Origin of the sequence: Burkholderia territorii (genome assembly GCF_001718335.1) — a bacterium.
Lineage (GTDB): Bacteria > Pseudomonadota > Gammaproteobacteria > Burkholderiales > Burkholderiaceae > Burkholderia > Burkholderia territorii.
The window spans coordinates 2,276,479-2,288,848 of the sequence record NZ_CP013366.1 but is presented as its reverse complement, the minus strand read 5'-3'; the positions used below and the strand labels follow the sequence as shown (position 1 = coordinate 2,288,848).

Annotated in this window: 8 protein-coding genes and 1 tRNA gene; 6 read left to right on the top strand and 3 right to left on the bottom strand. The window is 67.5% G+C overall.

Features of this window, described 5'->3' with window-relative positions:
* Positions 1-367 precede the first annotated feature (367 nt).
* The 4 genes from glnA (at position 368) to WS51_RS21090 (ending at position 6,872) form a co-directional block, all read left to right on the top strand.
* On the top strand, positions 368-1,783 hold the full coding sequence (gene glnA, locus WS51_RS21105) for a type I glutamate--ammonia ligase (protein ID WP_040144590.1): 1,416 nt from the start codon (positions 368-370) through the stop codon (positions 1,781-1,783).
* A gap of 160 nt (positions 1,784-1,943) precedes the next feature.
* Complete coding sequence (gene glnL, locus WS51_RS21100; RefSeq protein WP_059451782.1) at positions 1,944-3,086, top strand: nitrogen regulation protein NR(II); 1,143 nt, start codon at positions 1,944-1,946, stop codon at positions 3,084-3,086.
* 46 nt (positions 3,087-3,132) lie between these two features.
* Positions 3,133-4,665, top strand: coding sequence for a nitrogen regulation protein NR(I) (gene ntrC, locus WS51_RS21095; protein ID WP_059770336.1), 1,533 nt, complete (start codon positions 3,133-3,135; stop codon positions 4,663-4,665).
* 80 nt (positions 4,666-4,745) lie between these two features.
* Complete coding sequence (locus WS51_RS21090) at positions 4,746-6,872, top strand: prolyl oligopeptidase family serine peptidase (RefSeq protein WP_069229738.1); 2,127 nt, start codon at positions 4,746-4,748, stop codon at positions 6,870-6,872.
* Positions 6,873-6,891: 19 nt separating this feature from the next.
* Here WS51_RS21090 and xth read toward each other — a convergent pair whose 3' ends face one another.
* Positions 6,892-7,668: an exodeoxyribonuclease III gene (gene xth / locus WS51_RS21085; protein ID WP_187273190.1), complete on the bottom strand. Its 777-nt coding sequence runs from the start codon at positions 7,666-7,668 to the stop codon at positions 6,892-6,894.
* Positions 7,669-7,838: 170 nt separating this feature from the next.
* On the opposite strand from xth, the gene WS51_RS21080 reads away from it, so the two are divergent.
* Positions 7,839-7,915, top strand: a tRNA-Met gene (locus WS51_RS21080).
* 82 nt (positions 7,916-7,997) lie between these two features.
* Here WS51_RS21080 and WS51_RS21075 read toward each other — a convergent pair.
* Positions 7,998-8,690: an aspartate/glutamate racemase family protein gene (locus WS51_RS21075; protein WP_059545781.1), complete on the bottom strand. Its 693-nt coding sequence runs from the start codon at positions 8,688-8,690 to the stop codon at positions 7,998-8,000.
* Between the two features lie 162 nt (positions 8,691-8,852).
* Here WS51_RS21075 and dinB point away from each other — a divergent pair, with 162 nt between their 5' ends.
* Complete coding sequence (dinB, locus tag WS51_RS21070; RefSeq protein ID WP_059503501.1) at positions 8,853-10,058, top strand: DNA polymerase IV; 1,206 nt, start codon at positions 8,853-8,855, stop codon at positions 10,056-10,058.
* Positions 10,059-10,124: 66 nt separating this feature from the next.
* On the opposite strand, the gene WS51_RS21065 is transcribed toward dinB, so the two are convergent.
* The gene (locus tag WS51_RS21065; protein WP_059450469.1) at positions 10,125-12,212 is read right to left on the bottom strand and encodes a M3 family metallopeptidase; all 2,088 of its coding nucleotides are present in this window, start codon (positions 12,210-12,212) and stop codon (positions 10,125-10,127) included.
* Positions 12,213-12,370: the final 158 nt, after the last annotated feature.

Sequence of the window (12,370 nt, the reverse complement as noted above, 5' to 3'; positions counted from 1 at the left end):
GCGGCGGCGCCGCGCGGATGTCTACGTGCCGGCCGCCGCACGCACCGCCCACACATTCACCAAAAAAGTGCAGAATGGCACGCATGCACCAGAATGATTCCGCTGCGTCGGCGCACTACGCGGTTTGCACTATATAAGTGCAGTCGCCAGGCCGGCGATGCGGCCCTCAGCCCCGGAATCGCGCACCCGGGCCCTGCCGTGGCGCGGGCTGGCGCGATTCATGTCGCTTCCGCGCAAGGTTGGCACGGTTGCTGCTATATAGAATTCGGTCCACCCGGGGCGCGCTGCGCCAAAGCCAGACCCCGGGCAGCTCGATAAACGAGGCGGTTCCCAGTCCGCCGGAATTGTTCAATCAGGAGAAGAGGTTATGAGTAAAACCGTCGCCGACGTCATGCAGCTCGTGAAGGACGAGGACGTCAAGTTCGTCGATTTCCGCTTCACGGATACGCGCGGCAAGGAACAGCACGTGTCGGTGCCGGTTTCGGCGTTTGACGAAGACAAGTTCGAAAGCGGCCATGCATTCGACGGCTCGTCGATCGCCGGCTGGAAGGGCATCGAGGCGTCGGACATGCTGCTCATGCCGGATCCGAGCGCAGCGTTCATCGACCCGTTCTACGAAGAGTCGACCCTCGTGCTGACCTGCGACGTGGTCGAGCCGGCCGACGGCAAGGGCTACGAGCGCGACCCGCGTTCGCTCGCGAAGCGCGGCGAAGCGTACCTGAAGAGCACGGGCCTGGGCGACACCGCCTACTTCGGTCCGGAGCCGGAATTCTTCATTTTCGACTCGGTCCAGTGGAACACGGACATGTCGGGCTGCTTCGTGAAGATCAACTCCGAAGAAGCGCCGTGGTCGGCAGGCAAGGAATTCGAAGGCGGCAACACGGGCCACCGTCCGGGCACGAAGGGCGGCTACTTCCCGGTCGCGCCGGTCGACACGTTCCAGGACATGCGTTCGGAAATGTGCCTGCTGCTCGAACAGCTCGGCATTCCGGTCGAAGTGCACCACCACGAAGTGGCGGGCCAGGGCCAGAACGAAATCGGCACGAAGTTCTCGACGCTCGTGCAGCGCGCCGACTGGACGCAATGGTCGAAGTACATCATCCACAACGTCGCGCACTCGTACGGCAAGACGGCAACGTTCATGCCGAAGCCGGTCGTGGGCGACAACGGTTCGGGCATGCACGTTCACCAGTCGATCTGGAAGGACGGCCAGAACCTGTTCGCGGGCAACGGCTACGCCGGCCTGTCGGAATTCGCGCTGTTCTACATCGGCGGCATCATCAAGCACGCACGTGCGCTGAACGCGATCACGAACCCGACGACGAACTCGTACAAGCGTCTGGTTCCGCACTTCGAGGCACCGGTCAAGCTCGCTTACTCGGCGCGCAACCGTTCGGCATCGATCCGCATTCCGCACGTGTCGAACCCGAAGGGCCGCCGCATCGAAACGCGCTTCCCGGACCCGATGGCCAACCCGTACCTGTGCTTCACCGCGCTGATGATGGCCGGCCTCGACGGCGTGCAGAACAAGATCCACCCGGGCGAAGCCGCGGACAAGAACCTGTACGACCTGCCGCCGGAAGAGGATGCAAAGATCCCGACCGTCTGCGCCGGCCTCGACCAGGCACTGGAAGCGCTCGACAAGGATCGCGAGTTCCTGACGCGCGGTGGCGTGTTCACCGACGGCATGATCGATGCGTACCTCGCGCTCAAGGAGCAGGAGCTGGCGAAGTTCCGCATGACGACGCATCCGATCGAGTTCGAGATGTACTACTCGCTGTAATCGGCGATGGCGCTTCGATTCAGCGCCGTCATGCCGGTTGGTTCCCGTCGCGCGGCTTGCGGCGGGAGCTGCGGAGTCTGAAAGGGGCGGCGTCCAGCCGTCCCTTTTTTGTTCCGAGCATTTCCATTTTCCGACCCGGTGAGGCGCGACGATACGCACGATGGCTCTGAAGAATCTGATCAAGGCGAGGACGGGGCAGCCCGAGCGACTGACGGACGACGAGCGGCTCGCGCGCTCGGGCCTGCTTGCGGGGCTCGAGGCACTGCCGACGGTCGTGCTCGTGCTCGACCGCAAGACGCTGCGGGTCGCGTTCGCGAACCCGTCCGCGGAGGCGATGCTCGACATCTCGCGCCGGCAGCTCGCGCAGCGGCCGTGGGGCGAGATTTTCCCGAACGCGAACGAGCTCGCGTCGACGCTCACCGCGATCGGCGAGGAGCGCTTTCACGCGACGCATCTCGATACCGTGCTCGACCGGCCCGGCCGCGAGCCGCTGCACGTGCACGCGATCGTCGGTTTCCTCGAGACGGCTCCCGATTTCGTGCTCGTCGAGCTGTTCGAGAACGAGCGGCAGTCGCGCACCGATCGCGAGGAGCGCATCCACGACCTGACCGCGGTCAACAAGCAACTGATCCGCAACCTCGCGCACGAGATCAAGAACCCGCTCGGCGGCATTCGCGGCGCAGCCCAGCTGCTCGAATTCGAACTGAGCGAGCGCGAGCGCGGCGAGTTGCGCGAATACACGCAGGTGATCATCAAGGAGTCCGACCGCCTGCAGACGCTCGTCGATCGATTGCTGGAGCCGCACCGGCATCCGCACATCGTCGGCGACGTGAACATTCACGAAGTATGCGAACGCGTGCGCGCGGTGATGCTCGCGGAATTTCCGCGCGGGCTCACGATCGAGCGCGACTACGACGTGAGCGTGCCGGACCTGCGCGGCGACAAGGAGCAACTGATCCAGGCGCTGCTGAACATCGTGCGCAACGCCGCGCAGGCGCTGCGCGAACGGATCGCGCAGGGCGACGCGAAGATCGAGCTGCGCACGCGCATCGCGCGCAAGGTGACGATCGCGAAGCGCCTGTACAGGCTGGCACTGGACTTGCACGTGGTCGACAACGGGCCCGGCATTCCGGAGGAGATCCGCGACCGGATCTTCTACCCGCTCGTGTCCGGGCGCGACGACGGCAGCGGCCTGGGCCTCACGCTCGCGCAGACGTTCGTGCAGCAGCACGACGGGATGATCGAGGTCGAGAGCCGGCCCGGCCGTACCGAATTTCAGATCCTGCTGCCGCTCGATCACTGAGCGACGGCATGGCGATTCACCGGATTCACCCATACCTGACCGACCTATGAAGCCGATCTGGATAGTAGACGACGACCAATCGATCCGCTGGGTGCTCGAAAAGGCACTCGCCCGGGACAGCTTCGCGACCAAGAGCTTCGCGAACGTGCGCGACGCGCTGGCCGCGCTCGACCACGAGACGCCGCAGGTGCTCGTATCCGACATCCGGATGCCGGGCGGCTCCGGCCTCGAGCTGTTGCAGGCGATGCACGAGCGCTTGCCGGGCCTGCCCGTCATCATCATGACGGCGTTCTCCGATCTCGACAGCGCCGTCGCGGCGTTCCAGGGCGGCGCGTTCGAATATCTCGCGAAGCCGTTCGACGTCGACAAGGCCGTCGAGCTGATTCGCCGCGCGGTCGAGGAAAGCCTGCGCGGGGGCGCGCCGCAGGACGAGCGCGTCGCCGAGGCGCCCGAGATGCTCGGCCAGGCGCCCGCGATGCAGGACATGTTTCGCGCGATCGGCCGCTTGTCGCATTCGGCCGCGACCGTGCTGATCACCGGCGAATCGGGCACCGGCAAGGAACTCGTCGCGCGCGCGCTGCACCGTCACAGCCCGCGGGCGAACGGCCCGTTCATCGCGCTGAACACCGCGGCGATTCCGAAGGACCTGCTGGAGTCCGAACTGTTCGGCCATGAGCGCGGCGCGTTCACCGGCGCACAGACCACGCGCCAGGGCCGCTTCGAGCAGGCCGAGAACGGCACGCTGTTTCTCGACGAAATCGGCGACATGCCGTTCGATCTGCAGACGCGCCTGTTGCGCGTGCTGTCGGACGGCCAGTTCTATCGGGTCGGCGGCCACAACCCGCTGCGCGCGAACGTGCGCGTGATCGCCGCGACGCACCAGAATCTGGAGGCGCGCGTGCGGCAGGGGCTGTTCCGCGAGGACCTTTACCACCGGCTCAACGTGATCCGGCTCCGGCTGCCGCCGCTGCGCGAACGCAGCGAGGACATCGCGCTGCTCACGCGTCACTTCCTGCAGAAGAGCGCGCGCGATCTCGGCGTCGAGCCGAAGCGCGTGTCGGACGAAGCGCTCGCGTATCTGACGTCGCTGCCGTTTCCCGGCAACGTGCGGCAGCTCGAGAACCTCGCGAACTGGCTGACCGTGATGGCGCCCGCGCAGACGGTCGAGATCAAGGACCTGCCGCCCGACCTCGTGCCGGCAGGCACGCCGGTGGCCGCGACGGCCGACGGCGCGGATGCGCACGGCGGCGTGAGCGGGAGCGGCGGTGCGGGCGACGCGGCGCGCGCGTCGCTCGCGGGCGGTGTCGTGCCGTTGACGGCGGCACCCGTCGCGGCGGCGCCGAACGGTGCGCCGGCCGGCTATCCGATGTGGGAAAGCGGGCTGCGCACCGAAGTCGCGCGGCTGCTGCGCGAGAACTCCGCCGACGTGATGGACGAACTCGCGCGCCGCTTCGAGGCGGCCGTGATCCGCGAGGCGCTCGACTTCACGCGCGGCCGCAAGGTCGAGGCGGCGGAGCGGCTCGGCATCGGCCGCAATACGATCACGCGCAAGATCCAGGAACTGCATCTGGAGCCGTAAGCAACCGTCGCGGCATGCGCGCGCGTCGCGCATGCCGCGATCGGACATAATCGCGGTTTGCCGTCACGTGCGCGTCCGTCATGTCCGATTCCTTCCGCTGGCCCGCCGGGGCCGATCCCTTCCGTTTTCTCGAAGCGCTTGACAGCAAGCGCGCCCGCGCGTGGGTCGACGAGCAGAATGCGCGCACGCGCGCCGCGCTGCGCGACGACGATGCGTATCGCGCGCTGACCGTGCGGCTCGCGCAAGCGTATCTGCCACGCGAACGCCCGGTGATTCCCACCCGCTGGCGCGACTGGGCGTACGACCTGTGGCAGGACGATCTTCATCCGAAGGGGCTGTGGCGCCGCGCGCGCTGGGATGACTGGCGTGCCGGCCGGCCCGAGTGGGAAACGCTGCTCGACGTCGACGCGCTCGGTGCGCAAGAGGGCGAGTCATGGGTGTTCGAGCAGGATGCGATCCTGTACCCGGACGGCGATCGCGCGCTGCTGTCGCTGTCGCCGGGCGGGGCAGATGCCGTCGTCGTGCGCGAGTTCGATCTCGTGCAGCGTCGCTTCGTCGACGGCGGTTTCACGATCGACGAGCCGGGGCATCACACGGTCGGCTGGATCGATCGCGATACCGTGTACGTGAGCTGGGATCGCGGCGAAGCGCATGCGACCGCGGCCGGCTATCCGTACGACGCGCGCCGCTGGGTGCGCGGCACGCCGCTCGCCGACGCGCCGGTCGTGTTTCGCGGCGAACCCGACGACATCAGCGCGGGCGCGTGGTTTGATCCGATCGACGGCCGTCACGTCGCGTGGCGCAGCGTGGATTTCTTCGACGCACACGCGTATCGGCTGACCGACGCGGGCGAGTGGGCGCGCTACGACGTGCCGACGCATGTCGAAGTCGGTTTCTGGGAAGGCTGGCTCGTGCTGGAGCCGCGGCTCGACTGGGAGTGCGGCGGCGTGCGTCACGCGGGCGGCTCGCTGCTCGCGATCCGCGAGCAGGCGTTTCTGGCAGGCTCGCGCGAGCTCACGACGCTGTTCGCGCCGCGGCCGTCGACCTCCGCCTGCACGTGGACGCACACGCGCACGATGCTGATCGCGAGCTGGCTCGACGACGTGCACAACCGCACGATGCTGTGGCAGCCGCGCCAGCGCGAGGATGGCGCATGGACGTGGGACGCGCGGCCGTTCGACTGGCCGGGCGATGCGCAGATCGACGTCGAGCCGGTCGAGGCGACGCTGAACGACGACGTGTACGTGGACGTCGATACCTATCTCGATCCGCCCGAATGCTGGCTCGCCGATCTGTCCGATCGCGCGGCCGACGCGCCGTCGCGCCGCGTGCTGCTCGATCGGCCGCCGGTGCGGTTCGATGCGGCCGGGCTCGTCGTGCGTCGCGCGAATGCCCGTTCGCGCGACGGCACGGTGGTGCCGTACACGCTGATCGGGCCGCGTGATGCGCTCGACGCACTCGATGCGCCCGATCGTGCCGACGGCCGCGCCCGCGTTGCGCGGCCATGCCTGCTGTCAGGCTATGGCGGTTTCGCGATTCCGAACCTGCCGGGCTACAGCGATGCACTGGGCATCGCATGGCTCGAACGCGGCGGCGTCGCGGCGTTCGCGCACATCCGCGGTGGCGGAGAATTCGGACCGGCCTGGCATGTCGACGCGCAGCGCGAACATCGGCAGCGCTCGTTCGACGACTTCATCGCGGTGGCCGAGGACCTGATCCGCACCGGCGTGACGACGGCCGCGCAACTCGGCATCGAGGGCGGCAGCAATGGCGGGCTGCTGGTCGGTGCATGCATGGTGCAGCGTCCGGAGCTGTTCGGCGCGGTGCTGTGCCGCGTGCCGCTGCTCGACATGCGACGCTATCCGAAGCTGCACGCGGGCGCCGCGTGGCTCGACGAGTACGGCGATCCCGAGGATCCGCGCGAGGGCGCGGCACTCGCCGCATACTCGCCGTATCACCGCGTGCGCGAAGGTACCGCGTATCCGCCACTGCTGCTGACGACGTCGACGCGCGACGACCGCGTGCATCCGGCGCATGCACGCAAGATGGCCGCGCGCATGCATGCGCTCGGACACGAACGGGTGTGGTACTGGGAGAACACCGACGGCGGCCACGGCAGCGCCGACGATCTGGAGCGCGCCGAATCCGATGCGGCGGAATTCGGCTTCCTGTGGGCTCACCTCGGGCCCGCGCCCGCGCGAGGTTGAGCGCGGGCGCGAACGGCGCTCAGCCGACGATCGCGACGACGGGCGTGTGATCGGACGGCTGGTCCCACGTGCGCGGCACGCGGTCGACTTCGCACGACGTGCAGGTGGCGGCGAGCGCCGGCGACAGCAGCACGTGGTCGATGCGCAGGCCCGCGTTGCGGCGAAACGCGAACATCCGGTAGTCCCACCACGTGAAGGTCTTCTCCGGCTGTTCGAAACGGCGGAATGCATCGACGAAGCCGAGTTCGATCAGCTTCGCGAAATGCGCCCGCTCCTGCGGCGACACGAGGTTCTGGCCTTCCCATTTCGCCGGGTCGTGCACGTCGCGGTCTTCCGGCGCGATGTTGTAGTCGCCGAGCAGCGCAAGCTTCGGGTAGCGCTGCATCTCGGTGCTCAGCCACGCATGCAGCGCGTCGAGCCATTGCATCTTGTAGACGAACTTGTCGGAGTCGGGCGCCTGGCCGTTCGGGAAATAGGCGGACACGATCCGCACGCCTTCGACGGTCACGGCGACCACGCGCTGCTGCGGATCGTCGAAGCCGGGGATGTTGCGCACGACGTCCGATTCGTCGACGGCGAGCGTGTCGCGCACGAGGATCGCGACGCCGTTGTAGGTCTTCTGGCCCGTGAACCAGCTGCGGTAGCCGGCGGCCTCGAGATCGGCGCGCGGATACTTCTCGTCGGGCAGCTTCAGCTCCTGCAGGCACAGCACGTCGGTCCCGCTTTGCGCGAGCCAGTCGAGCACGTGCTGCTTGCGGACGTTGAGCGAGTTGACGTTCCAGGTGGCGATTTTCATGAACGGGAATGCGTGCGGGATGAATGCGAAGGCCGCCATCTTACCGCGAGCAAGGGGCGCGAACGCGCGCGACACGTGGCGCGACGTATCGGCTTATCGATGACCTGCAAAGAAATTGTGACAAAAGTGTTGACGTGAGTGCTTCATCACCCTATAATTTATTTCTCTGACGCGGGGTGGAGCAGTCTGGCAGCTCGTCGGGCTCATAACCCGAAGGTCGTAGGTTCAAATCCTACCCCCGCAACCAAGCACACCAGACGATGTGCAGCGCAAGTGACCGATGCGCGCTTCGTCGACGGAAACCCGGCCCTGCGCCGGGTTTTTTGTTTTCAGCCCGCCGCCCATTCGACCGCCGCCTTCGCATGCAGCGCGGTCGTATCGAACACCGGCAGCGGCGAATCGTCCGCGCCGATCAGCAGCGTGATTTCCGTGCAGCCGAGTATCACCGCCTGCGCGCCGCGTTTCGCCAGTTCATCGATGATCGCCACGTAGGTCGCGCGCGACCCGGCGTCGATTACGCCATGACACAGCTCGTCGTAGATGATCCGGTGCACGTCGCCGCGCGCGGATTCGTCCGGCACCAGCACGTCGAGGCCGAATCTGTCGCGCAGGCGCTCCGCGTAGAACGGCAGCTCCATCGTGTAGCGCGTGCCGAGCAGCGCGACGCGCTCGACGCCGGCTGCACGCAGCGCGGCGCCGGTCGGGTCGGCAATGTGCAGGAACGGCAGCGCGACGGCGGCCTCGATCGCGCCGTGCACGCGATGCATCGTGTTGGTCGTCAGCACGACGAGATCGGCGCCGGCCGCTTCGAGCCGGCGCGCGGCATCGGCCATCCGTTCGCCGAGTGCGGCCCAGTCCTGTGCGCGCTGCAGCGCTTCGATCTCCGCGAAATCCACCGTGACCAGCACGCTCTTCGCGTTGTGATGGCCGCCGTGCAGCGCTTTCGAATGGCGATTGATCATCCGGTAGTACTCCGCCGACGATTCCCAGCTCATCCCGCCGATCAGTCCGATCGTTTTCATGCGTCACCGTATGTGTCGTATCTCGTGACGGATGAGTATAGGGGCCGGCCCGCGCGCGCGGCGATACGCTTCGTGCGAAGCGGGCCGGTACAACGCTGTCGCCGGCGGCTGGCCGCGCGGGACGCAGCCGGTGGGCAGCACGCGACAGTTGAAACGGGCACTGTGTTTTTGTACAGTATCGGCACCGTGAATCCGACCATCATCCCGCCTGCCGATCCGCGCGTGCCGCCACCCGGCGACACGCCGTCGCGCGTGCGCAAGATCATCCATTGCGACTGCGACTGCTTTTACGCATCGGTCGAGATGCGCGACGACCCGTCGCTGCGCAACCGGCCGATCGCGGTCGGCGGCCGGCCCGACCAGCGTGGCGTGATTGCGACCTGCAACTACGAGGCGAGGCGCTACGGCGTGCATTCGGCGATGTCGTCGGCGCTGGCGATGCGCAAGTGCCCGGAGCTGCTGATCCTGCCGTCGGCGATGGACAAGTACCGCGCGGCGTCGCGGCAGATCATGGCGATTTATCGCGACTACACGCGTGACGTCGAGCCGCTGTCGCTCGACGAGGCGTACCTCGACGTCAGCGGTTCCGAACTGTGCCAGGGCAGCGCGACGCTGATTGCACGGGAGATTCGCCAGCGCGTGTACGACACGGTCGGCGTGACGGTGTCGGCCGGTGTCGCGCCGAACAAGTTCATCGCGAAGATCGCGTCCGACTGGAACAAGCCCGACGGCCTGTTCGTCGTTCGCCCGCATGAGGTCGATGCGTTCGTCGCGGCGTTGCCGGTGCGCAAGCTGCACGGCGTCGGCCAGGTGACGGCCGCGCGGCTCGACCGGCTCGGCATCCAGACCTGCGCGCAGTTGCGCGACTGGTCGCTGATCGACCTGCATCGCGAGTTCGGTGCATTCGGCCGGCGGCTGTACCAGCTGGCACGCGGAATCGACGAGCGGCCGGTGCGGGCCGATCAGGAGCGCAAGTCGGTCAGCGTCGAGACGACCTACGTGACCGACCTGACGACGCTCGAGCAATGCGCGGACGAGATTCGCCGCCTCGTCGTGCAGCTCGACGCGCGGATCGCGCGCGCGGGCGCGGCCCGCATGATCCGCAAGCTGTACGTGAAGATCCGCTTCGCCGATTTCCAGCGTACGACGGTCGAGTGCGTGGCCGACGCGACCAACGCGCAGACGGCCGTTACGCTGCTCGCGAAAGGGCTGCAGCGGCGCGCGCAGGCCGTGCGGCTGCTCGGTGTCGGCGTGCGCATCGACGAAGACACGGCCGAGCGTCACGGACAGTTTTCGCTGTTCGACGACGAGGCCGGCCGCAATGTCGCCGACACGAACGAAGCGGGCGGCGAAACGCCCGCATCATGAAAAAAGGCACCGCCTCGGCGGTGCCTTGCGATGCTGCCGGACGAGCCGGGCAGGGCGCGCAATGGCTCAGTGCGCGGGCGAAGCCATCCCGTTGTGGCGCAGCAGCGCGTCGATCTCCGGCTCGCGGCCGCGGAATGCCTTGAACGAATCCATCGCCGGCCGGCTGCCGCCGACCTCGAGGATCTCGCGGCGATAGCGCGTGCCGGTGGCCGCGTCGAGCACGCTGCCGCTTGCGGCGGCCGCTTCCTCGAATGCCGCGTACGCGTCGGCGGACAGCACCTCGGCCCACTTGTAGCTGTAATAGCCTGCCGCATAGCCGCCGGCGAAGATGTGGCTGAACGTGTTGGGCCAGCGCGAGAACGCCGCCTGCGGGATCACGTGGTAGCGCTCGTTGATCTCGCGCGCGAACGCGTTCACGCCGGTCGCACCGGCCGGATCGAAGTCGACGTGCAGCAGCATGTCGAACATCGAGAACACGATCTGGCGCAGCGTGCCGAGGCCGCTCTGGAAGTTCTTCGCGGCGATCATCTTGTCGAACAGCTCGCGCGGCAGCGCGGCGCCCGTGTCGACGTGCGACGACATCGACGACAGCACGTCCCATTCCCAGCAGAAGTTTTCCATGAACTGCGACGGCAGCTCGACCGCGTCCCATTCGACGCCGTTGATGCCCGACACGCCGAGCTCGTCGACGCGCGTGAGCATGTGATGCAGCCCGTGGCCGAATTCATGGAACAGCGTGATGACTTCGTCGTGCGTGAAGCACGCGGGCTTGCCGCCGACCGGCGCCGAGAAGTTGCAGGTCAGGTACGCGACCGGCGTCTGCACGGCGTTGCCGCGCTTCGCGCGCGCACGCGCATCGTCCATCCACGCACCGCCGCGCTTGCCTTCGCGCGCATACAGGTCGAGATAGAACTGCGCGACGAGCGAGCCGTCGCGGTTCTCCACGCGGAAGAAGCGCACGTCCTTGTGCCACACCGGTGCGTCGTCCGGCTTGATCCGCACGCCGAACAGCGTTTCGGTGACGTTGAACAGGCCCTTCAGCACGGCCGGCTCCGGGAAGTATTGCTTCACCTCGTTTTCCGAGAACGCGTAGCGCTGCTGGCGCAGCCGCTCGGCCGCGAACGCGACGTCCCACGGTGCGAGCTCGGTCAGGCCGAGTTCCTTCGCGGCGAACGCGCGCAGTTCGTCCCAGTCCTTTTCGGCATGCGGCCGCGCGCGCGTCGCGAGATCCTCGAGGAATGCGATCACCTGCTGCGGCGATTCGGCCATTTTCGGCGCGAGCGACACTTCGGCGAAGTTGCGGTAGCCGAGCATCTGCGCTTCTTCGCGGCGCAGCTTCAGTTCGTCGGCGACGATCGCCGTGTTGTCCCACTCGGCCTTGCCGCCGCCGTACTGCGGGCCGAGTTCCGATGCGCGCGTTGCATACGCGCGGTACAGCGTCTCGCGCATCGCGCGGTTCTCGGCATACTGCAGCACCGGGAAGTAGGACGGGAAGTGCAACGTGAACTTCCAGCCTTCCTTGCCTTCCTTCTGCGCGGCTTCGCGCGCCGCTTCGATCGCGTCGCCCGGCAGGCCGGCGAGCTCGGCTTCGTCGTGCGCGTAATACGCGTACGCGTTGGTCGCGTCGAGCACGTGGTCGGAGAACGCCTTCGACAGCGCGGCCTGCTGCTCCTGCAGCTCCGCGAAGCGCGGCTTCTGGTCCTCGGGCAGCTCGGCGCCCGACAGCCGGAAATCGCGCAGCGCGTTGTCGAGGATCTTCTTGCGCTCGGCGGACAGCGTCGCGTATTCGGCGCTCGCGGCGATCGCCTTGTACTTCTCGTACAGCGCGAGGTTCTGGCCGACGCTCGACCAGAACTCGGTCACGCGCGGCAGGTTTTCGCCGTAGGCGGCGCGCAGCTCCGGCGTATCGGCGACCGCGTTCAGGTGGCCGACCACGCCCCACGCGCGCCCGAGCGGCTCCGTCGCCTGCTCGACCGTCTCGACGATCGCGGCCCATGTCGCCGGCGTCGCGGGCGCACTCGCGGTGTCGACCGCGCGGTTGGCGGCTTCGAGCAGCGTGTCGAGCGCGGGCGTCACGTGTTCCGGGCGAATCTCGCCGAAGCGGGGCAGGCCGGAGAAATCGAGGAGCGGATTGGTGTTGGCGCTGGCGGACATTAAGACTCCCTGTCTGTTGCCGGATGAACCGGGATGAAAAGGGTGAGGCGCGATGCGGCGGCGCCCGATACCGACATTATTGGGGCGCATCGCGCGCTTTCCAATCGTTAGTTTCTAACGACGCGATTGGCGGCGCGCGGTGCGGGGTCGGATACGGG